We start from the raw sequence: 25755 nt of genomic DNA, 5'->3' as shown, positions 1-25755 counted from the left end.
GCTACCACGCTGGATTCACGACATGAATCCCTCACAGGATTTGTGCAACAGAGCCACTGCCGTTCACAGAGGGCCAACGCTCAGGTTGTCAGAAAGGGCGGCACGGCTTCTGTGATCGTTAACTTCGATGAATTTTCCGAGCAATCGAACAAATTCCTTGGCCTCTTCCGGTTCGAATGCTGCCATAATATCATCATGCAGAATCTTTATGCGCGGATAGAACGCATGAACCAGTTTATCGCCTTTGGTGGTGGTATACACCCGCCGCTCGCGTTTGTCGTGCGCACTGCGCACAACGCGGATCAGGCCAGAGCCTTCAAGATTGCGTATAGTGCGACCCGTTGAAGCTTTGTCCACGCCCGTCATAAAGGAGACCTCGGCCATCGAGAGGCCGGGACGCAAGCGAATTGTCGCGATGAGAATCCAGCGCACCGGAGAAAGGTCGACGTCCTTTCCGACTGCCTCAAACATTGAAAGGAATATCTGATAGCTACGACGGATCAAGTGCCCGGGGTGGCTTCGCAAAGTGTGTATATCAATTTCGCTGTGTGTTGCTTCGTTCATGCTAACGGTGCCATATAAGATTCCAAGGTGACGTTATTGAATCACAAGCGTCCTGAAGTCGCGGTCAATTCTGCAATACACATGTTCGGCGACTTCAGAAAACGTGACTTGATGGGAAGAATAGCGCAACGATCTGGGTGTTACTACAGGTCACCTCGAAAAATTACCTTGTTCTTGACGCTGCGACATCAATAAAGCGGTAAACCGGTACAGCGCATGAAGCGATGGCGCAGATGGGGTTCTTCGATCTTTGAAAACGCTGCGCGACTCTCGATGCCACGACAGATCCGCTGATCGACGCGCTCGTGCGGTCAGAGGAGTTTCGCCTGGCGCTTGAGCAGGGCCACCGCAAACCGGGTGCGGAAAGCGAGTCGCGCGTCGATGGATGCGGTTGCTGATGTTCAAGACGCTCGTGCTGAACACGGTCTACACCCTGTCCGGCAACCAGATCAAGTATCAACTGCGCGAGCGGCTGTTGTTCATACGCTTCTTTGGCCTCGATCTCGTGGGCCGGTGCCGAATGATATAGCGGTAATAATTTACCGCTATACGCTTTCGCACGCGGGCAGGACAGATCCTCGGCGCGGCCGTCGTACAACCTCAACATGCGAGACGAGAACGGCAGGGAACCCGAGGGCCGGGCGGACGGACCCTGACGATCGCCGGAAGAAGAAGCACGGCAAGCGCCACTACGGCGAGAAGAACCACGTCAGTGTGAAGCGAAAGCACAGGCAGCTGCGAGGCTACATGGACCTGTCGCAGTTTCGTGCCGCCCCAAGTGCTCGTTTAAGCGTATCCCTCCGGCGGGGGCCGTCTGACGGGGCGTTGGAGGCGATGATAAGTCCGACGTTATGGTCGACCTTACGTTCACACCCCGGATCGAGATCCTGTCCACCGAGGATGCGCCGCGTCGTCGGCACTGGAGCGATGCCGACAAGATCAGGGTGGTCGAGAAAGCCGTGGGGGACATCGGCAGGTCTCAGCGACAGCGCGGCGGCATCGGGAGAACCAGCCTGCAACAGAGTGCCTGTGAGCACGCGGTGTTGATCTGGACCCGACCTTCGCACACCATACGGGCCCGCGGCATGTTGATGGCCGCATCATGAGACCGGTCTTATGTCAGCATCCGACAACGCGCCAAAATCAGATCTGAAGATACCTCTTGCGCTTGGGGCGGTTACATATGTTGCAAAACTGGCGCCAAAGGCGTGACTTCGCCTTTGCCCACCGACGCCATCCCACGCGGACGCTTTCGGGAATTTCACCGGCACTGACGCGGTTCATGAGGGCGGTTCGGCACAGCCGACATCGTTCGCGTGGCCTGAACAGCGAACGCCACCCGCACCGTTGCGCGGCCGCCAAATTGGCAGGAATGTAAGTCTCCTATGGCTTCATTGTCCGTCCTCAAGTCAGGTCGAACTTTAATCAACGGGGGAGGAACAATCCCGTGGCAGATCAGATACGGTCGCGCGGGAGGAGACTTCGGGCTAGAGATCGTCCACCGGCAGGGCGGTTCTATATTTCACCTGTTTGAGCGCAAAGCTTGAACGAATGTTGGCCACACCCGGAATATTTGACAATTTCTGCAGGATGAAGCGCTGGAGTTCAGCGATATCGCGGACAACCAGGCGGATCAGATAATCGCTGTCTCCGGTCATCAGAAAGCACTCCATAACTTCCGGGTAAGCCTCCATCCGGTTTTCGAACGTTTCCAACGCCTGCTCGATCTGACGCTCCAGGGTGATCTGGATAAAGACGTTGACGCCCAATCCGATGGCTTCGGGGTTTACCAACGCAACATAGCCGGAAATCACGCCAGACTGCTCCAGCGCGCGCACTCTTGAAAGACAGGGGGACGGAGACAGCCCGATCCGGTTTGAAAGCTCGATGTTGGTTAGTTTGCCTTCATTCTGCAGCTGCTTCAGGATTCTTCGGTCTGTCGCGTCAAGATCACTCACCGGCATAATTCTCTCCAATTCATGCATGTTGAGGCAGTTCATGCCGCAGACTGGGGAGCTACGCCATCATTTTAGCGCCACCTGCCGGTCAAGTTGCGCTATGCAGAGCAACCAGTAACGTGAAGCCGAGGACAGCCCCGATGAGCATCCAAGTACCGACCCAAGATATTGACGCAGTCGAGACACAGGAATGGATCGATGCGCTTACGGCTGTCACCGCGGCCAACGGCAGTGAGCGCGCGCAATACCTGCTGCGCCGACTTGAAGACGTGGCGCGCCGCAACGGCGTCTTCACCGGGGGGCAGCCGTTCTCGTCCTATCGCAACACCATTCCGGTGGCCCAGCAAGGGCATTATCCGGGCGACCTTGACGTCGAAGAGCGGCTCACCTCGATCATTCGCTGGAATGCGCTTGCGATGGTGGTGCGCGCCAACAAGGCCTATGGCGAACTGGGTGGCCATATCGCCAGTTATGCCTCGGCGGCCGAGATTTTCGAGACCGGGTTCAACCACTTCTTCCGCGCTCAATCAGACGATTTCGGGGGTGATCTGGTCTATTTTCAGCCCCACTCGGCGCCAGGCGTATACGCCCGCGCCTTTCTGGAAGGCCGCCTGAGCGAGGAAAGGCTGGCGAATTACCGCCAGGAAGTGGGTGGAAACGGGCTGTGTTCCTATCCGCATCCGTGGCTGATGCCGGATTTCTGGCAGTTCCCGACAGGTTCCATGGGCATCGGCCCGATGAGCGCGATCTATCAGGCGCGCTATATGCGTTACCTCGAAGGGCGCGGATTGGCCAACACCGCCGGGCGGCACGTCTGGGGCGTGTTCGGCGACGGCGAGATGGACGAGCCGGAATCCATTGGCGCGCTGACGCTGGCGGCGCGCGAGAACCTCGATAACCTCACCTTCATCGTGAACTGCAACCTGCAGCGCCTGGACGGGCCGGTACGCGGCAACGGCCAGATTATTCAGGAGCTTGAGAGCCTGTTCATCGGCGCCGGCTGGAACGTTATCAAGGTGCTTTGGGGCTCGGAATGGGACAATCTCTTTGCCCGCGACAAAGACCTCGTGTTGCTGCGCCGTTTTGCCGAAACCGTGGATGGCGAATATCAGGATCTGGGCTCCAAGGACGGCGACTACAACCGTGCCAAGTTTTTTGATCGCGACCCCGCCACCCGCGATCTCGTCATGCATATGACCGATGGTGAAATCAACGCGCTGAAACGCGGCGGCCACGATTTTCGCAAGCTGTATGCTGCCTTCGCAGCCGCCAAGGCACACAAAGGCCGCCCGACTGTGATCCTTGCCAAGACCAAGAAAGGATTTGGCATGGGGGACGCGGGCGAAAGCCGGATGACAGCTCACCAGTCGAAAAAACTGGACATGGAGGCGTTGGTCGCCTTCCGGGACCGGTTCGGCCTGCCGCTGACGGAGAAGGATCTGGAAGAACTCAAGTTCTACAAGCCCGCCGCCGACAGCCCCGAGATGAAATATCTGCACGCGCAGCGCGAAACCCTTGGCGGCTACATGCCAAGACGGCGCGCCAAAACCCCGGAACCCAAGCGTCTGATCGTGCCCGACCGCAGCAAATACGCCAGATTCGCGACCGAGGCAGACGGCAAGGTGATGTCCACCACAATGGCCGCGGTGCGGATGTTGGGCGGGCTGCTGAAAGACAAGACATTCGGCCCACGCATCGTGCCCATCGTGGCCGACGAGGCCCGCACATTCGGCATGGACAACCTGTTCCGCCAGATCGGCATCTATGCGCCGCAGGGGCAGCTTTACGAACCCGAGGATGCGGGGTCGATGATGTTCTACAAAGAAGCCAAGAACGGCCAGTTGCTGGAAGAGGGTATAACCGAGGCCGGGGCGATTTCGTCATGGTCGGCCGCTGCGACCTCTTATTCCGTTCACGATACACCGACGTTGCCGTTCTACATCTACTATTCGATGTTCGGGTTTCAGCGGGTGGGCGACCTGATCTGGGCCGCGGCCGATCAGCGGGCGCGGGGCTTTCTGCTTGGCGCCACCGCAGGGCGCACCACCCTGTCGGGCGAAGGGCTTCAGCATCAGGATGGCACCAGCCACGTCATCGCCGCGACCGTTCCGAACTGCCGCGCCTATGATCCGGCCTATGCCTATGAACTGGCGGTGATCATGGACGACGGCATGAAGCGGATGATGGAAGATCAGGCCGACGAGTTCTATTACCTGACGGTGATGAATGAAAACTATGCCCAGCCCAGCATGCCTGACGGTGCCGAACAAGGCATCCTGAAGGGGCTCTATCAGATTGGATCGCGCGGCGAGGGCGGCGCCAAAGCGCGCCTGATCGGCTCGGGCACGATTCTGACCGAGGTGATCGCCGCCGCCGATATGCTGGCGACGGATTATGGGATCGCCACCGATCTTTTCAGCGCCACCAGTTTTTCCGAACTGGCGCGCGACGCGCGCGCGGTGGAGCGGGAAAACCGTCTGGGCGGCACCACGACCCCGACTGAAGCCTATGTGTCCCAGACACTGGCCGGTTCTGCCCCCATCGTGGCGGCCACGGATTATGTCCGCGCCGTACCGCAGATGATTGCGCCCTACGTCGATGCAAGGTTCATCGCGCTCGGCACCGATGGCTTCGGCCGTTCGGCCAACCGGGCCGACCTGCGCGCCTTCTTCGAGGTGGACCGCAAGAACATCGCGCTGGCGGTAATCGAGGCTCTGGTGCGCGCAGGCGACGAAGAACCGGCCACGCTGGCGAAGGCTCTGGACGCATTCAGCCTGGATGCTTCGGCACCGGCGCCCTGGACCGTATGAGAGGGGGAGGCGACATGACCAACACCATTGACGTGAAAGTGCCTGATATTGGCGATTTTTCCAATGTGCTCGTGATCGAGATCAACGTCTCTGTAGGCGATATCGTCGCAAAGGACGACCCGATCTTGATGCTGGAAAGCGACAAGGCAACCCTGGATATTCCCGCACCGACCGGCGGTAAGATCGCCGCCATCCATGTGGTCGAGGGTGACAAGCTCAGCGAGGGCAGCCTCGTGATGACACTGGAGGCCGCGGGCGAAGTCCCCGAAGCTGACACCACCCGGCCTGATGTGCGCGAGGCCGCCGATGCGGTTCCAGAGCTGAGCGCCTCTGCCGCCGCACCCGCCGAAGGTGCGGGCCTTACTGGAAAAATCGAGCTTCTCGTGCCCGATATCGGTGATTTCACCGATGTGCCGGTGATCGAGATCGTGATCGCGGTAGGCGACATTATTGACGTTGACGACACGGTGGTGATTCTTGAATCGGACAAGGCCACGCTCGATGTGCCCTCGGCCGTCGCGGGCCGGGTTGTCGAGTTGCTCGTCGCCGAAGGCGACAAGGTGAGTCGCGGTAGCCTGCTGGCGGTGGTCGCACCCGAAAGCGCGGCCCCGGCGCCCACGCCGACAGCTGTTCCGGCGGCTGCGGCTGCGGCGACCGTGGCCAGGCCGACCCCGACACCCAGCGCACCGGCTCAGCCGGCCAGGCTGGCGCATGCCTCGCCCGCCATCCGCAAATTCGCCCGCGAGCTTGGCGTTGATATCAACGCTGTTTCCGGCACCGGCCCCAAAGGCCGCATCACCCGCGAGGACGTGCAGGATTTCGTCAAGACGGCGCTGGCCGCGCCCTCTGCCCCTGCGGCGAGCGGCGCCGACAGGGGGCTTGACCTGCTGCCCTGGCCCAAGGTCGATTTCGCCAAATTCGGCGAGATCGAGCGCGTGCCTCTGTCGCGGATCGCCAGAATCTCGGGGCCAAGCCTGGCGCGCAACGCCACGATCATTCCCCATGTCACCAATTTCGAAGACGCCGATGTCACCGATCTCGAAGCATTCCGCAAGATGGTGAACAGCGAGGCGAAGGATGGCACGAAACTCTCGATTCTTCCTTTCGTGGTGAAGGCGGCTGTCGCTGCCCTCAAGCAGTTCCCTAAGTTCAACGCATCGCTCGATGGCGATGGCCTGATCCTGAAGAAATACTATAACATCGGTGTCGCGGCGGACACGCCCGAAGGGCTTGTCGTGCCGGTGATCAAGGATGCCGACAAGAAGGGCATCTACGACATCGCAGCCGAAATGACCAAACTTGCGGGCGCTGCGCGTGCGGGCAAACTCAAGGTCGGTGACATGCAGGGGGCGACCTTTACCATCTCGTCGCTCGGCGGGATCGGCGGCACCAACTTCACGCCGATCATCAACGCGCCGGAGGTTGCGATCTTTGGCATGACCCGGTCCGCGATTCGGCCGGTCTGGGATGGCGCGGCGTTCCAGCCCCGTCTGGTTCAGCCGATGAGCCTAAGCTGGGATCACCGCGTGGTCGACGGTGTGGCGGCGGCGCATTTCCTGGTGACGATGAAAACAATCCTGTCGGATTTCCGGCGCATCAGCCTGTAAGGGGAAACGCGATGAAGATTGATGTGCAAATCCCCGATATCGGCGATTTTTCCAATGTGCCAGTGATCGAAGTCACCGTGGCATTGGGCGATATCGTCGCCGAGGATGATCCGATCCTGATGCTGGAAAGCGACAAGGCGACGCTGGATATTCCCGCGCCTGCGGCAGGCAAGGTCACCGCTATCCATGTGTCCGAAGGCGACACGGTCAGCAAGGGCAGTCTGGTGATGACGCTTGAGGCCGAAGGCGAAGCGACCGCAGAAGCGCCCCCCGAGGCTGCGCCCGCACGGCAGCCCGTGCCGGCCCTGCAGACCGCCGCCTCTGCCAGCGGCGCAGACAGCCACGCGGAATTCCTGGTGCTTGGCGCTGGACCGGGTGGCTATACAGCCGCCTTCCGCGCCGCCGATCTCGGACTCAAGGTCACGCTGATCGAACGCTGGGACAGGCTGGGGGGCGTCTGCCTGAACGTGGGGTGTATCCCGTCCAAGGCACTGCTGCATGTGGCCAAGGCCATGGACGAAGCGCAGGCGTTATCCGCCCACGGGGTCAGTTTCGCCGCCCCGACGGTCGACCTGGACGGCGTTCGCAGCTTCAAGGATGGGGTGGTCGGCAAGCTCACCGGCGGACTGAATGGTCTGGCGCGCAAGCGTAAGGTCACCGTCGTCAGGGGCACCGGGCGGTTCGCGGGCCCCAATGTCATTCGTGTAGAGACTGCCGAGGGCACGCAGACCGTCAGCTTTGATCATGCGGTCATCGCCTGCGGGTCGGAACCCGTGCGCCTGCCGTTCCTGCCCGACGATTCGCGCGTGATCGACAGCACCGGCGCGCTGGCGCTTGCCGATATCCCTGAACGGATGCTGGTGGTGGGCGGCGGGATCATCGGGCTCGAAATGGCGCAGGTCTATGATGCTCTTGGATCGAAAATCACCATTGTTGAACTGATGGATCAGATCATCCCCGAAGCGGATCGCGATCTGGTAATGCCGCTGATGAAGCGGATCGAGAAACGCTATGAACGGTGTTGTCACGTTAACCTGTCGGCAATCGGCGAAGGCATCGCGTTAGTGGGATCAGGCGATGTTCGCAGCCGTTTTCCAGACATCAAGTGCCTGCAACCGATGGAAGCGGATGGTTAAGGCTGTGCGGCGGCAGGATGGGACAAAGAAGCAGTTTCGGGTTGCTGAGTGAACAGACACGAAGCGCTGCAAGCCGCCGGGTGATCGGTGTCCTTGCATCACCCGTTCCCGCTTTCGAAACGGCAGGTGGCTGTTCTCTGCGCGATTATTCAGGCCCTTGTGCGACCAATGATCCAAACCGGGCGCTACGTCGCGCTTGGCAGCGCCATAGGATCGCAGCTTGTCCGTTATAATCCGTTTTGGCACGAAGCCATGACGCTTGAGAAGTCTGAGCATCAGACGTTTCGCAGCCGGCTTATTCCGACTGGACTGGAGGATTTCATCCAGCACAACCCCATGTTGATCGACCGCGCGCCAGAGCCAGAATGGCCTGTCGGCAATCTTCACGACGACTTCGTCCAGATGCCAAACATCACCCGGACGGGCTTGCCTCCGTCGCAGATTCTGGGCGATCTGAGGCCCGAATTTGACCGTCCAGCGCCTGATGGTTTCGTAGGACACATCAATTCCGCGCTCGAGCAACATCTCCTCAACCTCACGCAGGCTTAGGTTGAAGCGCATGTAGAGCCAGACCGCGTGAGCGATAATCTGGGATGGAAAGCGATGGCGCTTGTAGCTGATAGCCGATGTCTGCATTGCAGTCAGATAAGAAGAAATCGCGACGCGAACAACAATAGGGCAGTTAACGTGACATCACCCACGGCGGACATCACGTTGGGTTATGGAGGGCTAGAGGCGTCATAATGGGTATACCCGTGAGGGACGCATGAATGTGACAGCAGAAAATGTCACAAATGAGTGGCGCAACAGGCATTGTGACAGTATCAGGAATATAGCCACCCTAAAGTGACATTTCTACATGCCCAAGATCGGTTACGCCCGCGTCAGCTCAACAAGTCAGGATCTCGAAATCCAGAAAGCCAAACTGAAGGCGGCAGGCTGTGAAATTGTCCGCGCCGAAACCGGCTCTGGAGCATCCCGTGACGGTCGCACCGAACTGGCAACCGTCCTGGAGTTTTTGCGTGCAGGTGACGAGCTGGTCGTGCATCGCCTCGACCGCCTTGGGCGGTCAACCCGAGACGTTCTGAATCTGGTGCATGAGTTGGATGCGAAGGGCGCGTCGTTGCGTATCCTTGAACCCGAGGTGACGACGGCCGGCGACATGGGGCGCATGGTGATCACTGTCCTCGGCATGGTCGCTGACATGGAGCTGAAGTTCATTCGCGACCGCCAACGCGCAGGGATCAACGCCGCAAAGGGCAAGGGGATCTACAAGGGGCGGCAGAAGAAGGTCGATGACGCTGAAATTCAGAGACTGGCTGCAGCGGGCACATCCAAAGCCCAGATTGCCCGAGACCTGGGGGTTTCGCGCATGACCGTATATAGAGCGCTGGATACAGGAAGTGCCAAAGCGGACGCAGACCCGGATTAGGTCCGCTGGCTGCTATGCGGACGAGGACGAAACCGCTCTCGCGGTAGGGGCGCCTGCGGCGAGTGTAGCGAGCTGATTGGGGCGCCGTGATTTGGTGGATGGCTGCGCCTGTCGGACAATTGGGACCTTCTCAATCTGATGACAGGAGGTTCCAATGACGGACCAGCATGTTCCCGCCCTGCGGCGGCGCTTTCTTGAGGATATGCGGATCAAAGGGCTGATGCCCAAGACGCAGACGATGTACCTGCGGGCGATGCGCGAGTTCACCCGGTTCCTGGGGCATTCGCCCGATACGGCGACGCCGGAGGAGCTACGGGCTTTCCAGCTGGACATGAAAGAGCGCGGCATCGGTGCGCCGACCTTCAACAACCGGCTGACGGTGCTGAGCTTCTTCTTCGCGACGACCTGTCCGCGTGCGGAGATGAAGAGGCACATGCGCTATCAGCGGGCGGCGAAGAAGATCCCCGTGGTGCTCAGCGCCGGGGAGGTTACGCGCATTCTCGAAGCCGCCCCGGGGCCCGGGCTCAGATATCGAGCCGCCTTCAGTGTGGCCTATGGTGGTGGCCTGCGGGCGAACGAAGTCACTCATCTGAAGGTCGGCGATATCGATAGCGGCCGGATGCTGATCCGTGTCGACCAGGGCAAAGGCCGCAAGGATCGCCATGTGATGCTTTCGCCCAGCCTGCTTGAGCTTTTGCGTGCTTATTACCGCGAAGCGCGGCCCGCGGGCTGGCTATTCCCCGGCCGCAATCGGATCGATCCGATCTCGACACGGCAGTTCAATCGGGCGTTCGGGGTGGCCTGCGATTTCGCGGAGATCAAGAAGAAGGTCTCGCCCCATACCCTGCGGCACAGCTTCGCGACGCATCTGCTGGAGAGTGGGACCGACATTCGGGTGATCCAGGTGCTGCTCGGCCACGCCAAGCTGGAGACCACGACGATCTACACCAAGGTGGCGACCAAGACGATCCGGGATGTGACCAGTCCGCTTGATCTGCTGGTGCGACGGGAGGCCGGAGCCGGATAAACCCCGACCCCGATGGCCCGCCCCAGACTGGAGGTCGCGGATATCTTCCGCGCTCATGGTGCTGCTTACCGTCGTGACAATGCTGGCCACCTGAACCTGCCGCAGTTGAAGGTGATGTCGGCGATCGAGAACTGCCGGACCGCCGCCCTTGGCGGGCATGTCGCGGCGTGTACCAAATGCGGCCACGAGCACGTTGCGTACAACTCGTGCCGCAATCGGCATTGCCCGAAATGCCAGGGCGTCGCGGCGCGGGATTGGATGGCCGCCCGGATGGAAGACCTACTGCCCGTCGAGTATTTCCACGTGGTCTTCACCCTGCCAGCTCCGATCGCGGACATCGCCTATCAGAACAAGTCAGCGGTCTATGGCCTTCTGTTCAAGGCGTCGGCTCAGACCCTGCTGACCATCGCCGCCGATCCCAGGCATCTGGGAGCGCGGATCGGTATGACCAGCGTGCTGCACACATGGGGCTCGGCGATGACCCATCATCCCCATGTCCACGTCATCGTCGCGGGTGGCGGGCTGTCGCCAGACGGCACCCGGTGGGCCGCCTGTCGTCCCGGGTTCTTCCTGCCGGTGAAGGTCCTGTCGAGGCTGTTCCGACGCCTGTTCCTCGAAGGGCTATTGGTGCTGCACCAAGCTGGCAAGCTGGCGTTCTTTGGCAATCTGTCGGAACTGGCCGACCCCGACACATTCGCGGCTCATCTCGTGCCGCTGCGCAAGGCCAACTGGGTCGTCTACGCAAAGCCCCCCTTCGGCGGCCCGGCGGCGGTACTGGCTTATCTGAGCCGATACACCCACCGCGTCGCGATCTCAAATCATCGCCTTGTCAGCGCGGACGCCGGCACCGTGGCCTTCCGGTGGAAAGACTACCGCATCAAGCGCGGTGACAGAATGAAGCTCATGCGCCTGCCCGTGGCAGAGTTCATTCGCCGGTTCCTCAACCATGTCCTGCCATCCGGCTTCCACCGTATCCGCCACTCAGGCTTCCTCGCCAACGGCATACGCCGCGACAGGATCGAGAAGATCAGGCGTCTGATCGATACGGGTCGAGAGCCAGATCAGACGACCGGGGAGGACGGCCGTACCGACCCGGATGAGCACGACCTGTGCCGGGCATGCCCCAGATGCGGTGGCGTGATGCGCATCATCGAAACCTTCGCCCGCGGCCAGCCCCCGAAGTCCCGCGCGCCGCCGTGGGAGGATGCCGCATGATCCAACCGTCACAACCGGCCCTGCAATCCAGAGACGTCGGCCTCGTCAGCATGCCCAATCGCCGAAAATCTGCATCACGACAGGCCGATGACCGCAAAGCCAGACATCAATCCCCGACCTCGAAGCGTGAAAATCGACAGGCCCGCGCTCCTCAACGTCAATGGGGCCGCAGTTCAGGGCATCCACGGCCCGGACCTGAGCCACAATCCCCATAGCACCGAAATCTGCCCGCGCTTTCCTCCTTGTCAGATTTATCGCCGCTGGATGGCAAGCATCCAGCAGCCACAAACCTTAGACGAAGGGGCCGTTCAGAGGTCTGAATTCAACGGCCTCTTCAGATACCGACCTTTCGCTGATTTCTTAAGAATCTAGACAGTAAGTATGGCTCGGGTCTGCGAAGCCGCGGCCAAGCCTCCCCCATCGTTCGGCATTGTGATCGGCGACGGTTTGCTTCATATCAGCGGTTGCTGATACCTTATTCCTTCCAAGCATTGATGGCAGGCTATGAGTTCGAAGGATAACCAAGAACAGCGGCGCCGGAGCGGACGGCCGCTCATGATTTTGCCTATTCTTCTGTTTGGGTTGCTGGGCGTAGTCTTCTACTGGGGCCTCTGGAACAACGACGACCGGTTGCCCTCGACGCTGATCGGAAGACCAATCCCGGAATTCGCGCTCCCGCCCATCGAAGGGCGGCAGGACGGCCTAGCCTCGGCGAACCTGCTAGACCAGGTTTCTCTCGTCAACGTCTGGGCGTCGTGGTGCGTCCCCTGCCGCACGGAGAACCCGCTTCTCGTCGATCTTGCCGAAGCGGGCACCGTTCCGATCTACGGTATCAACTACAAGGACGATGCCGAGGAGGCGCTGGGTTTCCTCGAAGAGCTCGGCGATCCCTTCACCCGCATCGGCGCGGACCGATCAGGCCGCGTTGCGATAGACTGGGGCGTCTATGGAGTGCCGGAAACATACATAATCGACGCCGAGGGGCGCATTGCATACAAGCATGTCGGCCCCTTTGATCAGGCCTCGCTTGAGGAGGACATTCTGCCGGTCGTGCGCCGGTTGCAGGCTGAGAGCGACCCGTGAGGCGACGTGACGTCCTTGCCGGAGTCTTGGCGCTTGCGGCAAGCCCTGCCTCCGCCCGACCACCGATCCCTAATCACGGGACTCCGCGTGATCTCCTGTCGCCGCCTTTCGTGGATGGAGATGGACGGAATCTGACGCTGGCGGACTTCGAGGGACGTGTCGTGCTTCTGAACATTTGGGCGACCTGGTGCCCGCCTTGTCGCGAGGAGATGCCGACGCTCGACGCGCTGCAAGCGCGCCTCGGCGGATCGGATTTTCATGTTCTGCCGCTGTCGATCGATCGGGCCGGTCTCGAACCTGTGCGCCGCTTCTACCGAGAGACCGGCATTCGCAACCTCGATCTCTATATCGCGGAGGATACGCGCGCGATGCTGGCCTTGGCCGTGGTGGGCCTGCCGACAACGATTCTGATCGACCGCATTGGGCGCGAGCGCGGGCGCCTCGCAGGCCCGGCCGAATGGAACAGCCCCGAAGCCGTTGCGCAGATAAGCGCTCTTATTGACGAACGTAAGCAATAGGACATGGAAAAGCACGACGACCGCGCCAGCCGTTCCGCTCCGTGCGCACACGTGGTGGCGGTCTACCGATCAGTTTGGAGATGTGGATTTGATTGAACTTTCCGCTCTTGGACTAATGGCGGCATTGCTGGCCGGTGCCGTTTCCTTTCTGTCGCCCTGCGTGCTGCCGCTCGTGCCCGGCTACGTATCCTACGTTGCCGGACGTACGGTCACCGGCAGTGCAGCGCCTTCGAAGGGGCGGGCCGTCTGGCTCAGCTTCTGTTTCGTCCTTGGCTTCTCCACGATATTTATCGCGCTTGGGGCCTCTGCCACCGCGCTCGGTCAGGCGCTGCTGCAGTGGCGCTACGAACTCAACCTCGTCGGCGGCGCGATCGTGATCCTGTTCGGTCTGTTCATGATCGGGGCAGCGCGCCTGTCGGCCATGGAGCGCGACCTGCGTTTTCATCTCGACCTGCCGGGCGGGCAACCGGTCGCCTCCTACGTGCTCGGACTCGCCTTCGGTTTCGGCTGGACACCGTGCATCGGGCCGATCCTCGGCGCCATCCTAACCGCCAGCGCGACAAGCGCGACGATTGGCGAGGGCGTCGCATTGCTTGCCTTCTACTCGGCCGGCCTTGGGATCCCGTTTCTGGTCGTCGCGGGGTTCACCGACAGTATTGCCGGGAGGCTGCGCGGCATCGGTCGTTGGGGTCGCCGCCTGCATCAGGCTGCGGGCGGCGTCATGATCCTGATGGGTTTGGCGATGATGACCGGGCGGTTGAGCGCACTGGCCTACTGGCTGCTGGACACCTTCCCTGTCCTTGCGCGGATCGGGTGAACAGATGCGACTGTACGAGAAACATATCCTCCCTCGGCTGACGCATCTGGCGATGGGCCAGGATCAACTTCTTCCCTACCGGCGCCGCGCCGCCTCCGGGCTGCATGGACGTGTGCTGGAGATCGGGATCGGCTCGGGCCTGAACCTTGCGCTCTACCCCGAGGCCGTGCGTCAGATCATCGGTGTTGACCCGTCGCCCGAACTCCTCTCTCGGGCCGCGCAAACCTCCCATGGCCTGATGCCCGCGGCCGAGATGATCGAGGGCGTGGCCGAAGCATTGCCGCTGGAGGATCGCAGCGTCGACTGCGTCGTCGCCACCTGGGCGCTCTGCAGCGTGTCGGAGCCGGAGAAGGCGCTCGCCGAGATCCGGCGCGTTCTCAAGCCGGACGGCATCTTCCGCTTCGTCGAGCATGGTTTGGCGCCGGAAGCCCGTGTCCGGCGCTGGCAGCGCTGGCTCACGCCTGCCTGGAAGCGTTGCGCCGGGAACTGTCACCTTGACCGCCCGACGAACGCCCTTGTCGAGAAGAGCGGGTTTCGGATCGAGCGGCTCGACACCGGCTTCCGAGGCCATTCGTATTCATGTATGAGGGGCAAGCTCGCCTCTACTAAGGAAGCTTGGAAAAAGAACAACATCGGCTTTCGATTCGTGGCGCAACACTAATGGCAAGGCAATCAATTCCCGCCTCGAACTTTTGCTGCAGGCTCCGCATTATGAGGTATTATGAGTAGTCAGAAAGATAACCGGCAGGCCAATCTGACGCGCGGCATCCGCGTCGAGATCGCCAGCCTCGTCTACAACATCATCGAGGTCGTCGTATCCGTCACCGTGGGACTTCTGACCGGCAGCGCGGCACTGGTAAGCTGGGGTCTCGACAGCACGGTCGAAGCCACCTCAGCCGCGACGCTGATCTGGCGCTTGAAGGGGGAGAAGGACGGTGCCGGCAAGCGCACGGTCCTGCACCGCAAGAAGGTCGCGCTCTACGTGGTTGCCTGTGCCTTCTGGATCGTCGTCGCGGCGATCCTCTACGAGGCGGTCTCCGCCTTCATTTCGCAGAAGGCGCCGGGCTTCAACTGGTGGGGTATCGCGATTCTGGGTGCTTCGCTCGTGGTCAACCCGTTCCTCGCCTGGGGCAAGTATCGCTATGGCAAACGGCTCGATGCGCCCGCCCTGAAGTACGATGCCAAGGACACCATGATCTGCCAGTATCAGACAATCGTGGTGTTGGCCGGGATCGGTCTGACGCAATGGATGGGCTGGTGGTGGGCCGACCCGGTCGCGGCGCTTCTGATCGTGCCCTACGTTGCGTGGGAAGCGTTTGAGGCCACCAAGGATGCGCGGTCGGTCGAGCCGGAGGAGGCCGACGCTACTGCCGACGCCTGACGTTGCGCATGATGAACCGGGATTTAGGCATGGGCGGCAGTTCTTCGGTTTCCAGATCCAGATCCTGATCTGGCACTTCGTAGTCGATGGCGTTCACGAAGAAACTGCAAAACGCCTTCATCTGGCTGATCGCGATCCACTCGCCCGGACAACGGTGGTTCCTGTGGTGATCACCACCGCCCTGCGGAATGAAGTCGTAGGGGGTGACCTCCCGATCGTGAAACCGCTCGGGCCGGAACTCTTGCGGCGCGTCCCACGAGCGAGCGTCGGTATTTGTGCCGTAGAGGTCGAGCAGAACCCTGTACCCTTTGGAAAAGCGATATCCGCGCCACTCGAAATCACTCTTCACCCGTGCCGCGACCGCGGGAAAGAACGGATACAGACGGCGGACCTCTTGCACGAAAGGTTCGAGCTGTCCCTCGTCGTCCTTCAGCTTTTGCCGCCACTCGGGATGCCGATGCAGGGCATGCGCCGCCTGGGCGATGAACGCAGAGACGGCGACGATCGGGCGTACTACGTTCAGAAGCTCCACGGCGGCAACCTTGGAGGTCAGCAGCTCCCCATTCAGATCGCGCCACGTCGCGACGACATGGGCGGCGCTTTCCTGTCCTGTCTGAAGGCTTCCGTCGCGCAGCCGTTCAATAATCCCGGCTGTCCAACGCTCTGCGCGATGCCGCGCCAGACGCGCACCCCAGTGCTTCCAGCCGACCGCCCCGGCGTCTTGGAAGAGCGCCGTCATCTGCGCCGTCCGCGTCTCGACCTCCGCTTCGGGAAGCGGCACGCCCGACCAGGCGCAGGCAGCTCTGGTGAGGATTTCGCGCACTTCGTCGTAGAGAACGACCTTCTCCGCCGCTTGCCAGTCCCGTGCGTAGCGGTCCAACAGGTCCCGCGTCGTGTTTTCGAGAGCTTCGATCCGCTCCGACGCCATGAGTGACATAAACATCCGCTTCCGATGACGGTGGGCCTCGCCATCGAGCCCCTGGATGCCCTTTTCGCCGAGCAGGGTTCTCTGGATACGCTTCGGCATCGAGCCTGCGCGCACGAGCCCATCCTCGGAATAGAAGACCTCCGCAGCTGCGGCACCAGTCATGCAGATCGTCTTTTGAAAGAGGATGCGGGTCTCGAACAGGTCGCCCTCAAGATCGCGGCATGTGTCCGGAATGAACTCATATGGGTTGCGCAGCAGGGCAAGCGTGCTGTCGATGCCCTTTGCGGATGGAATGCTGGACATCGATTATTTCCCCGTAACGTTTTCTTCTCGGTGGTTACGTTCGGGCTTGTTCTGCGCCGAGCGGAAGCTGTCCCAGAACAGCAGGGCCGCACCGCAGAAAATCGCCACATCCGCAAGATTGAAGGACGGCCAGTGGTATGTTCCGTAATGGAAATCCAGAAAATCCGGGACGGCCTGATAACGCAGCCGGTCGAGGACATTGCCGAGCGCGCCGCCGATGATCAGACCGAGAGCGGCAGCCGTCAGCCTGTCCGGCGCGCGCCACAACCAGATCAGCAGCCATGCCACGATCACGCCAGCAAGCGCGATGAGACCCCACCAAGGCACGATCCCGCCCAGCATACCGAAGCTGACTCCATCGTTCAGAACCCGCACGAGATTGAGAAAGGGTAGAACCTCGACGCCGCGCTCAAGCGCCGGTGTGTTCAGCGCAAGCGCCTTGGTACCCTGATCGAGGCCGAACGCCGCGATCGCGCAGAGCCCGCCCAGAACGCGGCTGTTCATGCCGCTGCCTTCAGATCGGCCCGCGCGTCGCGGATGATCGCCCATGACGAGTGCAGGAACAGCCCGGCGATACCGAAAGCGACGATGAGGTCTGGCCATGCGCTGCCCAGCCACGCCACAAGACCGGCGGCAACGACGACCGCCGCATTACCGATGGCGTCGTTGCGCGAGAAGAGCCAGACGGCCCGCATGTTCGCGTCGCCCTTGCGGAACCGCAGCAGTGGCAGAACGGAGATGGCGTTGACGACAAGGGCGATCATGCCAAGCAGGCCCATGAGACCTGCATCCGGCGTCGTCTGTTCGAAGACCCGGACGATGGTCGTGCCGAGGACGCCAAGACCGAGGAGCCCGAGGAAGATGCCTTGGATCAGAGCCGACCGTGCCCGCCAAGCGAGGCTCCAGCCGATGGCCAGCAGGCCAAGGAAGGTGATCGCGCCATCGCCGATGAAATCGAGCGCATCGGCCTTCACGGCCTGCGATCCGGAAATGAAACCGCCGATCATTTCGAGGACCCCGTATCCCACGTTCAGGATCACGACGATCCAGAGGGCGCGGCGGTAGGCCGGGTCCTGATGGGCAGGATTCGGCGGAATGTCTTCATCGCCATCGATCCGGTCGAAGCCATAGCCTGTCACCGCGACTGCCTTTTCGATGTCCGGCAGGCGCGCTTCGGGGGCATTCAGTGTCATGATGTGAGTTGCGGCCGACACCTTCACATCGCCGGGCGCGACTCCGGCCGACTGTGCCGCCCGCTCGATCTGTGCGGCATCCTTGGCGCAGTCCATACCGGAAACCCGGTAACGGACGGGCGGGGCATCTGCCGTCAATCCGGCACTTTCGGTGTTGGCCATGGTCGCGCTATTCCTGCTAGGATGAATCAAAGAACAACATATCAGCGAGGAGTGATATGGCGCAATTCGTCGATGACCGCAAGAGCGCAACCATCGAGCGACGGGCGAAGCTGTTTCGCGGCTTCGCGGACCCGAGCCGCCTGGCCATCCTCGGTGCACTTTGTAACGAGCCATTGGCCGTTCACGAGCTCGTCGAGCGGACGAAACTATCGCAACCCAACGTCTCCAACCATCTGAGGTGCCTGCTGGAGTGCGGGCTTGTCGCCAGCGATCGCCATGGGCGTTTCATCCGCTACCGTATCAGCAGCCCGCGCATCACGGTTCTTCTGAGCGATGTGGACGCACTTCTCGACGTGGTCGCAGAGGGCGTTGAGGCGTGTGACAATTATCGTGAGGCGTGAGTCAGAACGGACGGCCGGTCGACTCGGCGCAGATCGGTTGGAAAGATGTTGTCCGTGTGCAGGGTCCGACCGGAATCCTGCTGAGGTTCGACAAGCTGGCTTCGGAAGAGACACCATTCATGTATCACTGCCACATCCTCGAACACGAGGATGCGGGCATGATGGGGCAGTTTACGGTCACATAACAGGACCCCACCCGCTCGACACCGGGCGTCGTCAAGAGCTTACGTCTTCTTGCGGCGTTCTATCAGGTGCCGGTGTCGCCTTGTTGAAACGCATTACGGAGTATGTCTAGACCCGAACGGAGAACACCTCGCTAAGCTGCGGGTCCGCCGAAGCGGCCGTCCAGTCGCTCGGCAGCATTCGTCAAAAAGGGCTCAAGGACTAAGCCGCTCTCGCGGCAGGGCGCCAGGTGCGCGCGTTTGACACTGATCTGAACGCGGCGCTTCACCGAATGGGCTCTCCGGCCTGACGATTGGGACCTTCTCAAGCGCCAGATCGGAGGTTTCCATGACACAGGAGAAGATGAGCCCGCTGCGTGCGCGGATGATCGAGGACATGCGCATCCGCGGGATGGGCGACAAATCCCAGCAAGCCCACATCCGGGCAATCAAGGATTTCGCCGGGTTTCTGGGGCGCTCGCCGGACACGGCGACGCCGGAGGAGCTTCGCGCCTACCAGCTTCACATGACGGACACCGAGGTCACGCCCTCGGTCTACAACACGCGCATCACCGCCTTGCGCTTCTTCTTCGGGATGACCTGCGGTCGCGAGGAGATGAAGCGGTACATGCAGTTCCGCACCGAGCCGCGCAAATTGCCCGCGGTGCTGAGCGCCGAGGAAGTCTCCGAACTTCTGGCCGTCGCACCTGGTCCGGGCCTCAAGTATCGCGCCGCCCTCAGCATATCCTATGGCGCGGGTCTTCGGGCCTCCGAGGTCTGTAATCTCACGGTCGGCGATATCGACAGCGACCGGATGCTGATCCACGTCGTGCAGGGCAAGGGGCGGAAGGACCGCAAGGTGATGCTGTCGCCCGGGCTGCTCGATCTTTTGCGCGCGTATTGGCGCGAAGCACGCCCCGAGGGATGGCTCTTCCCCGGCAAGCCGAAGATCAACCCGATTTCCCCACGCCAGTTGAACCGAGCTTTCACCTCGGCCAAGCGCATGGCCGGGATCAACAGACCCGCGACGCTGCACACGCTGCGGCACAGCTTTGCGACCCATCTGCTGGAAGGGGGAACGGATGTGCGGGTGATCCAGGTGCTGCTCGGCCACGCCAAGCTGACGACGACAGCCAGATACACGCAGGTCGCCACCAAGATGATCCGGGACACCACCAGCCCGTTCGAGGCCTTGAAGCAATTGAAGTTGCCGACCCGCGAGGACCGAACGGGGTAAGGCGCGGGCCTTGCCCCGCGCAGAGCTGGAGATCGCTGACATCTTCCGTGCCCATGGCCCCGAATGGCGGCAGGCCAATGCCGGGCATGTCAGCCTGAACCAGCTCAAGACGATGTCGGCGATAGAAGCATGCCGGACGGAAGCGCTCGGCGGGCATGTCGCATCTTGCACAAAGTGCGGACACCAGCACATCGCCTATAACTCATGCAAGAACCGGCACTGCCCGAGGTGTCAGGGGCCCGCGGCGCGTGACTGGATGGCGGCGCGCGCCGAAGACCTGCTGCCGGTGGAGTACTTCCACGTCGTCTTCACCCTGCCGGCCGAGATCGCGCAGATCGCCTTCTGGAACAAGCGGGCGGTCTACGGCCTGCTGTTCCGCGCTTCGGCCAAGACAGTCATGACCCTCGCCGCCGATCCCAAGCGGCTCGGTGCGCGTGTCGGCATGACAAGCGTGCTCCACACATGGGGATCGGCGATGACCCATCATCCCCACATCCACATGATCGTGCCCGGCGGCGGCCTGTCGCCCGACGGCAAGAGGTGGGTCGCCTGCCGCCCGGGGTTCTTCTTGCACGTGCGGGTTCTGTCGCGGTTGTTCCGGCGCCTGTTCCTCGAGGGGCTGATGGCGCTGCACCACGCCGGGCAGCTTGCCTATTTCGGCGAACTGAAGGACCTGGCAGATACGCAGGTCTTCGCCGGATATCTCGCGCCGCTCCGCAAAACCGAATGGGTGGTCTACGCCAAGCCTCCGTTCGGCGGACCCGAGGCCGTGCTCGCCTATCTCGGCCGCTACACCCACCGCGTGGCAATTTCGAACCACCGTCTCGTCAGCGCCGATACCGAGACCGTCGCGTTCCGCTGGAAGGATTACAGGATCAAACGGGGGGATCGGATGAAGGTCATGCGGCTGGCCACGGGCGAGTTCATCCGCCGCTTCCTGATCCATGTCCTCCCGTCCGGCTTCCACCGCATCCGCCACTACGGCCTGCTCGCCAGTGGCGCCTGCAAGCGCAATGTCGAGGCGATCCGCCGTCTTCTCGGCGCCGAGGCGCCGGCTGCGGCCAAAGCGACGACTGCCGATCAGGCCCCACCGCTCACTCTCAGGGAGCCCTGCCCTGAGTGTGGCGGGGCAATGCGGATCGTCGAGACCTTCCGGCGTGGCGAACGCCCCGTGACCCGCGCTCCGCCCCGAAAGGCTGCTGCATGATGACAGGGCCATCCTTCCCGCCGACCCCGGTCCGGATCACTCCCTCGTTCCGGAGGCAAGGGCGCCGTGCGCCGGTCGTTCTTCAAACCAGAAACGGTGACACCGCAGCGTCGCCGCACACCCTCCGCCGACTACGAACACCGCTCATAGAACACAGGAAAGCTGTCCGAAACTGGATTGAAACCCGGCGCTCAGCCACCACCGCCAGCAACGCCGTGCCGCTTTCCCCATAGGGCACTGCCAGACCCCCGCAGCTTCCTCCCTGAGAGATTTTCCAACGCGGGCCGCCGTCAGTCCGGCCATCAACCTCGCACTCCGGCCCGCATCGGAAAATCTTCATCCCTCAAGCCGTTCGCTGCGATCTGCGCGAACGGCTGCTTCGACGCTGCGGCCGTTCACTGAACCGTCTGTGACAGGCTGCTGAACTTATTTGTGAAAAACGACATGTGGTTCCTTCCAAGATCAAAGCGGCTGTCCGTAAGAGGTTCCTTCACCGGACATGTATTGCAAAGGTTGGCAGGGTCAGAGAAACCACACCTCAGAATATCTCGTATAGGTGGTACGATTTGATTCGCATATGCCGCCCCTTAATCGTACTTTAAAGCTATGACTGTGACCAAAATTGGCTATGCCCGCTGCTCGACTGACAAACAGGACCTGACCGCACAACGGCAGGCCCTATGCGCCTTGGGCGTATCAGAGGATCTCATTTATACTGACCACGGGCTGACGGGCACCAACCGCGCCCGCCCCGGTCTCGACCAAGCACTAGCTGCCGTCCGGGAAGGTGACGTGCTGGTCGTGCCAAAATTGGATCGCCTTGCCCGGTCCGTCCCCGATGCACGTGCGATCGCAGATCAGTTAGAGAAAAAAGGCGTCAAGCTCGCGTTGGGGATTTCCATCTACGACCCAACGGACCCAATGGGTAAAATGTTCTTCAACATTCTGGCCACATTTGCTGAGTTTGAAGCCGACCTCATCCGGTTGCGGACCAAGGAGGGCATGGCTATCGCACGGGCAAAGGGCAAACTCCGGGGGAAACAGCCGAAACTCTCTGAAAAGCAACAAAAAGAACTCGCACGCATGCATGCCACCGGTGACTATTCCATCAGTGACCTGGCAGAGGTCTTTGCGGTCTCAAGGCCAACGATCTACAGAACTTTGCACCGCACAGGAGCCAAAATCAGCCCTTAGCGTACTATTCTGCCCCCTCCGGCATCAGACCCCAAGTTCTTGCTGCGCTGACAGAGGGCAGCCGGGCCGTCGGCCTGATCTCGCACGTCGGGCTGGTGCAGGAGGCTATTCCACAAGGCTTTTACGTGCGCTCGACCCCAAGCGGCAGCCGGGTCGAGGAAAGAACGGGTATGGGATGACGGACCGCTGGTATTACCGGAAGGCACACACCCGCCGTCTGTCGTCAGGGCGCACGGTATCCGTCCGCGGCGGTTGGGCAGTTCGGGGCGATGGTGAAAGCAAGAGGGGCGCATCGTTCAGACGGACTTGTCCGATATGTGGGGCGCTGATCGTAAGCGTGGGCATGCCCAGAGGAGGGTGGGTCCATTTTGAGGGCGGCAAAGGCCTGACACGAATTAAGCACCCTTGTCTGCATCTTGGCGAGGGTCTGAGCAGGCGGCGCGACGAGGAAACACCGGATCTTTTCGAAAGGCTGCCATAGCTCGTTGCCGGATCACACAGAGCGATTTTGACCAAGACACCTAGGTCGATATGCAAACCACCCTTTGGCGACATCGATGAACGTAAGCATTGGCGGTGGGCGCTCCTCCCTCAATGAACCGAGAATGTCCCCGTCGCTGGATCTGATCACAACGGTCTAGTCCTTGATCCGCCACATCCTGAATCGTCCTTGTTGCGTCACTTCTCGGATCAGGCCTCGCTCTTGCATCCATGCGAGGTTCCTTTGAACAGCCGCGCGACTTGCGCCTGTTAGGGCCTCCGCCATCGGGGCCGACACCAAAGGCCACTCTGTCAACACAGACCGAAGAGCGGCCGGAGTTCTGCCCGAAAGCTGAGACATGGCTCCTTCCGCCCGAACACTCCATGTTTGGGTACCATCTAGATGACGCATCGCCGTTAGAATTGCGCTGTTCATCCCATCCAACCAGCGTGCCAAGCGTTCGGTTGGCAAACCCGAGACACGCAGCCCCCCTGCCCCGCCCATAGCCAGCGGCGCGAAGACGGCGCCGCTTCCGTCGCAGGCCGCGATCCTGGACGCGGTGACGGCGGCTTCGATCTGGTCGCCGTGCTGTCCGAGTCCCGCCAGACTCCAGAGATGAAAGCCCATGCAAGCTCGGGTGATTGGGTGGAACTCGGCTGCGGCTGTCATTACTTCCAGCCATCCGCCCGCACGATCTTCGAAACGCTCAGCGCTGTCTTCAATGTTCTCGGGATCGCGGCGATCCAGGAAGGCGGCCAAGTCAGCCTTCGGTCCGGGACCGCCTGTCAGGCGCCGAACAGCCCATCCAACTCTTGCAAGGGCATTTGGGTCATCCTGTGCGCCCGAGAGCCGCATCGATATCCAGAGCGCCAGACGATCAGAACTCACCCGATCCCCTGCGAACCAGCTGAGGTTCGCTGCCTCGATCAAAGCGAGGCGATGCCGCCAGCCTTCCGGGCCGCGCAGCAGCCGGTCATCCAGAGCACCCAGACGTCCAGAGACCCGTGCCAGTCGCGCAGCGTGAACGCTTTCTGCCTTTGCCCAGTCTTCGATGACAGCAGTGTCGGGCGGTTCCGCACGTGGCCCAGGAGGCAAATCATCCGGTTCTTCCTCGAGTGGTCCCGGCAGAAACCAGTGTCGCATTTTCTTCACCATTTCAGCACATGATTATTACGTGATTTCTGGATGATACGGGGTAAGCACACATCATTTTTCAGCTTAAGGCTTCAATTTTGGTTCCGTATTTCAAAGAGTGGCGGCTCTGTTGGCGCACGGCGCAGCCAGTCTCGAAAGCGTCATACCGATGATGTCCGGCGGAGGGCATGTTTCGGATGAAGCGTGGACCAAGGCAACGCGTACCGCGCGTGAGCTGGACCGGATTCTTGACGGAGTGGCGCCCGTGCGTGAGGCCGTGGTGCGCGCGGCATCCGAGCTGCGGCTCTCGACACGCCAAGTCTACAACTATCTGGCGCGGTATCGGGAAGAGCGCAGGGTATCGTCCCTGCTGCCGCAAACGAGTGGAACAAGGAAACCTAGGATCAGTCCCGCGGTCGAGAGCATCATTGCGATGACCCTGCGGGAGATGTGGTTGCGCCCCGAGCAGCCGGACCTTGCACCAATCGTTGAAGAGATCCGCGCCCGTTGCGCAGAGGAAGGGCACAGGCCGCCCGCCTATGTCACTGTCGCCCGGCGGATCCCCACTCTGTTTGCCCCGGAAGAAATTGCCCGCCGCCGCCTGTCAGATGGTAAACACCTGCACCGGCTAAAGCCGCGACCGGGCTACATCCGGGCTAACCACGCGCTCGACGTTGTCCAGATCGATCACACGCCGGCAGACATCCAGTTTGTCGAGGTTATTGATGACTACGGTGTTTTCGTTGGGCGCCCCTATCTGACCATCGCTGCAGATGTGGCCACGAGCGCGATCATCGGCTTCTGCCTGACCCTCGAGCGGCCGTCGCGACTGTCTGTGGCACTTTGTCTGGCGCACGCGATGTGCTGCAAGATTGACTGGCTGGCAGAACGCAGTATCGATCATGCTTGGCCGATGCACGGTCGCCCAAAGCAGATCGTCGTCGATTCCGCCAAGGAATTCCAAAGCAGCACCTTCAGCAGAGGATGCGCGGACTATGGTATTTCCATTCGCATGCGGAACAAGGGCACCGTGCATCGGGGCGGAGTCGTCGAACGCCTGCTGGGGAAAGTGAACACCGCGCTACGCGCCTTGCCGGGCAAGACGGGGCGTTCCATCGCGGATCGGGGCGACTATGCCTCGGAAGCGCGGGCACGGCTCAGCTTCGCGGATCTCGAACGCTGCATCGCGCTCGCGATCATCGACCACAACCTGAGCCAGAATGCGCGCAAGCTGACCGTTCCGGCGAAAGAGTGGGAAGATCGGTTCCAGCCGAAAGACCGGCCGATCGATGCACCTGTCGATGTGCTGCTGAATTTCCTGCCACGCAAGACGCGGAAGATTTCACCTCAGGGCTTCAGTCTCTTCGCCATCGACTATTTCGAGCCCTGGCTTGGCCCGCTGGTTGCGCGTCGTGACCGGCTGGCCCCGCTCGATCTGTGCTATGATCCTCGCGACATCAGCCATATCTACGTCAAGGATCCGGATACCCAGGCTTGGCGGCCGGTCAGGCGACGGGACGGACTGGCCGAGCCGATCACGCTCTGGCAGCACCAGGCGGATCGACAGCGGCGGCGCGAAATCCAGCGGCGCCCTGTGCAGGAGGCATCAGCGATCCGACGCGAAATCGCCGCAACTGTTGCCGCCGCCAAAACCCCCAAAAGCCGTTTGAAGGAGATGACCCGCGCCCGGCATGCCACCGAGGCAAAGAAGCCTTATGCCGACTTCGCTACGCCTTCCGCCTCGGCCCAGGCAAAGCTCGACCCGGATCGTCCGCGGCGGGTCTTCCCAATCGAGGATTGGTAAGG

At 61.4% G+C, this 25755-nt stretch carries 25 protein-coding genes and 1 pseudogene; 19 read left to right on the top strand and 7 right to left on the bottom strand.

All coding sequences use genetic code 11. From position 1 onward, the window contains the following. Nucleotides 1-63 precede the first annotated feature (63 nt). The gene (locus IMCC21224_RS24380) at nucleotides 64-564 is read right to left on the bottom strand and encodes a MarR family winged helix-turn-helix transcriptional regulator (RefSeq protein ID WP_082135451.1); all 501 of its coding nucleotides are present in this window, start codon (nucleotides 562-564) and stop codon (nucleotides 64-66) included. 397 nt (nucleotides 565-961) lie between these two features. Here IMCC21224_RS24380 and IMCC21224_RS28080 point away from each other — a divergent pair, with 397 nt between their 5' ends. Beyond that, the gene (locus IMCC21224_RS28080; RefSeq protein ID WP_165617170.1) at nucleotides 962-1093 is read left to right on the top strand and encodes a transposase; all 132 of its coding nucleotides are present in this window, start codon (nucleotides 962-964) and stop codon (nucleotides 1091-1093) included. A 322-nt stretch (nucleotides 1094-1415) separates the two neighbouring features. Beyond that, nucleotides 1416-1670 carry a hypothetical protein gene (locus tag IMCC21224_RS28335; RefSeq protein WP_053079201.1) on the top strand — a complete coding sequence of 85 codons (255 nt, stop codon included), beginning with the start codon at nucleotides 1416-1418 and terminating at the stop codon, nucleotides 1668-1670. A 381-nt stretch (nucleotides 1671-2051) separates the two neighbouring features. Here the strand turns inward: IMCC21224_RS28335 and IMCC21224_RS24370 are convergent, their stop codons facing one another. Next, nucleotides 2052-2522, bottom strand: a complete 471-nt coding sequence (locus IMCC21224_RS24370; protein WP_190323915.1) for an Lrp/AsnC family transcriptional regulator — start codon at nucleotides 2520-2522, stop codon at nucleotides 2052-2054. A 140-nt stretch (nucleotides 2523-2662) separates the two neighbouring features. Between IMCC21224_RS24370 and mdeB the strand changes: the two genes are divergently transcribed. The 3 genes and pseudogenes from mdeB to IMCC21224_RS24355 all read left to right on the top strand — a co-directional run. After that, the gene (gene mdeB, locus IMCC21224_RS24365; protein ID WP_047998172.1) at nucleotides 2663-5332 is read left to right on the top strand and encodes an alpha-ketoglutarate dehydrogenase; all 2670 of its coding nucleotides are present in this window, start codon (nucleotides 2663-2665) and stop codon (nucleotides 5330-5332) included. Between the two features lie 14 nt (nucleotides 5333-5346). Then, nucleotides 5347-6939: a dihydrolipoyllysine-residue acetyltransferase gene (locus tag IMCC21224_RS24360; protein ID WP_047998171.1), complete on the top strand. Its 1593-nt coding sequence runs from the start codon at nucleotides 5347-5349 to the stop codon at nucleotides 6937-6939. A gap of 11 nt (nucleotides 6940-6950) precedes the next feature. Continuing rightward, nucleotides 6951-7955, top strand: a pseudogene (locus tag IMCC21224_RS24355) (FAD-dependent oxidoreductase); the annotation flags it as partial. Between the two features lie 54 nt (nucleotides 7956-8009). Here IMCC21224_RS24355 and IMCC21224_RS27520 read toward each other — a convergent pair. Then, nucleotides 8010-8711 (bottom strand): IS6 family transposase, encoded by a 702-nt coding sequence (locus tag IMCC21224_RS27520; RefSeq protein ID WP_047998185.1) that lies wholly within the window; start codon nucleotides 8709-8711, stop codon nucleotides 8010-8012. A 223-nt stretch (nucleotides 8712-8934) separates the two neighbouring features. Here IMCC21224_RS27520 and IMCC21224_RS24345 point away from each other — a divergent pair, with 223 nt between their 5' ends. The 8 genes from IMCC21224_RS24345 to IMCC21224_RS24310 all read left to right on the top strand — a co-directional run bounded on the left by IMCC21224_RS24345 (nucleotide 8935) and on the right by IMCC21224_RS24310 (nucleotide 15548). Beyond that, a complete protein-coding gene (locus tag IMCC21224_RS24345; RefSeq protein WP_047998169.1) occupies nucleotides 8935-9507 on the top strand; it encodes a recombinase family protein in 573 nt (190 codons plus the stop codon). Nucleotides 9508-9661: 154 nt separating this feature from the next. Next, nucleotides 9662-10534, top strand: a complete 873-nt coding sequence (locus IMCC21224_RS24340; RefSeq protein WP_047998168.1) for a tyrosine-type recombinase/integrase — start codon at nucleotides 9662-9664, stop codon at nucleotides 10532-10534. Nucleotides 10535-10546: 12 nt separating this feature from the next. Further along, on the top strand, nucleotides 10547-11749 hold the full coding sequence (locus tag IMCC21224_RS24335) for an IS91 family transposase (RefSeq protein WP_047998167.1): 1203 nt from the start codon (nucleotides 10547-10549) through the stop codon (nucleotides 11747-11749). Nucleotides 11750-12304: 555 nt separating this feature from the next. Then, nucleotides 12305-12832, top strand: coding sequence for a DsbE family thiol:disulfide interchange protein (locus IMCC21224_RS24330; RefSeq protein WP_035746431.1), 528 nt, complete (start codon nucleotides 12305-12307; stop codon nucleotides 12830-12832). Next, entirely contained in the window at nucleotides 12829-13350 is a 522-nt protein-coding gene (locus tag IMCC21224_RS24325; RefSeq protein WP_035746432.1) for a TlpA disulfide reductase family protein, read from the top strand. Before IMCC21224_RS24330 ends, IMCC21224_RS24325 begins: the two co-directional genes overlap by 4 nt. Before the next feature lie 115 nt (nucleotides 13351-13465). Next, nucleotides 13466-14167, top strand: a complete 702-nt coding sequence (locus IMCC21224_RS24320) for a cytochrome c biogenesis CcdA family protein (protein WP_369796074.1) — start codon at nucleotides 13466-13468, stop codon at nucleotides 14165-14167. Nucleotides 14168-14171: 4 nt separating this feature from the next. Beyond that, on the top strand, nucleotides 14172-14828 hold the full coding sequence (locus IMCC21224_RS24315) for a class I SAM-dependent methyltransferase (RefSeq protein ID WP_231582223.1): 657 nt from the start codon (nucleotides 14172-14174) through the stop codon (nucleotides 14826-14828). A gap of 60 nt (nucleotides 14829-14888) precedes the next feature. After that, complete coding sequence (locus tag IMCC21224_RS24310) at nucleotides 14889-15548, top strand: cation diffusion facilitator family transporter (RefSeq protein ID WP_082379096.1); 660 nt, start codon at nucleotides 14889-14891, stop codon at nucleotides 15546-15548. On the opposite strand, the gene IMCC21224_RS24305 is transcribed toward IMCC21224_RS24310, so the two are convergent. The 3 genes from IMCC21224_RS24305 to IMCC21224_RS24295 are packed head-to-tail and all read right to left on the bottom strand — an operon-like array spanning nucleotide 15532 to nucleotide 18134. Further along, nucleotides 15532-16779, bottom strand: coding sequence for a cytochrome P450 (locus IMCC21224_RS24305; RefSeq protein WP_047998166.1), 1248 nt, complete (start codon nucleotides 16777-16779; stop codon nucleotides 15532-15534). The genes IMCC21224_RS24310 and IMCC21224_RS24305 overlap by 17 nt on opposite strands. Nucleotides 16780-16782: 3 nt before the next feature. Next, a complete protein-coding gene (lspA, locus tag IMCC21224_RS24300) occupies nucleotides 16783-17283 on the bottom strand; it encodes a signal peptidase II (protein ID WP_009807499.1) in 501 nt (166 codons plus the stop codon). Then, nucleotides 17280-18134, bottom strand: coding sequence for a cation transporter (locus tag IMCC21224_RS24295; RefSeq protein WP_009807500.1), 855 nt, complete (start codon nucleotides 18132-18134; stop codon nucleotides 17280-17282). The genes lspA and IMCC21224_RS24295 overlap by 4 nt, the downstream gene beginning before the upstream one ends. Before the next feature lie 56 nt (nucleotides 18135-18190). On the opposite strand from IMCC21224_RS24295, the gene IMCC21224_RS24290 reads away from it, so the two are divergent. The 5 genes from IMCC21224_RS24290 to IMCC21224_RS24270 all read left to right on the top strand — a co-directional run bounded on the left by IMCC21224_RS24290 (nucleotide 18191) and on the right by IMCC21224_RS24270 (nucleotide 22334). Further along, nucleotides 18191-18535 (top strand): helix-turn-helix transcriptional regulator, encoded by a 345-nt coding sequence (locus tag IMCC21224_RS24290; protein ID WP_009807501.1) that lies wholly within the window; start codon nucleotides 18191-18193, stop codon nucleotides 18533-18535. Next, a complete protein-coding gene (locus IMCC21224_RS24285) occupies nucleotides 18532-18720 on the top strand; it encodes a multicopper oxidase domain-containing protein (protein WP_035746442.1) in 189 nt (62 codons plus the stop codon). The genes IMCC21224_RS24290 and IMCC21224_RS24285 overlap by 4 nt, the downstream gene beginning before the upstream one ends. 325 nt (nucleotides 18721-19045) lie before the next feature. After that, on the top strand, nucleotides 19046-19933 hold the full coding sequence (locus IMCC21224_RS24280) for a site-specific integrase (RefSeq protein WP_047998165.1): 888 nt from the start codon (nucleotides 19046-19048) through the stop codon (nucleotides 19931-19933). Between the two features lie 10 nt (nucleotides 19934-19943). Next, nucleotides 19944-21140 (top strand): IS91 family transposase, encoded by a 1197-nt coding sequence (locus IMCC21224_RS24275; RefSeq protein WP_047998164.1) that lies wholly within the window; start codon nucleotides 19944-19946, stop codon nucleotides 21138-21140. 606 nt (nucleotides 21141-21746) lie between these two features. After that, a complete protein-coding gene (locus tag IMCC21224_RS24270) occupies nucleotides 21747-22334 on the top strand; it encodes a recombinase family protein (RefSeq protein WP_038070177.1) in 588 nt (195 codons plus the stop codon). Nucleotides 22335-22971: 637 nt separating this feature from the next. Here the strand turns inward: IMCC21224_RS24270 and IMCC21224_RS24265 are convergent. Next, entirely contained in the window at nucleotides 22972-23958 is a 987-nt protein-coding gene (locus IMCC21224_RS24265) for a hypothetical protein (protein ID WP_231582222.1), read from the bottom strand. Between the two features lie 121 nt (nucleotides 23959-24079). On the opposite strand from IMCC21224_RS24265, the gene IMCC21224_RS24260 reads away from it, so the two are divergent. Then, on the top strand, nucleotides 24080-25753 hold the full coding sequence (locus IMCC21224_RS24260; protein WP_231582183.1) for a Mu transposase C-terminal domain-containing protein: 1674 nt from the start codon (nucleotides 24080-24082) through the stop codon (nucleotides 25751-25753). The last annotated feature ends 2 nt before the right edge of the window (nucleotides 25754-25755 follow it).

The sequence above is a fragment of the Puniceibacterium sp. IMCC21224 genome (assembly GCF_001038505.1).
Lineage (GTDB): Bacteria > Pseudomonadota > Alphaproteobacteria > Rhodobacterales > Rhodobacteraceae > Puniceibacterium.
The sequence above is the reverse complement of the archived record's forward strand: the minus strand, read 5'-3'. Positions and strand labels throughout refer to the sequence as shown.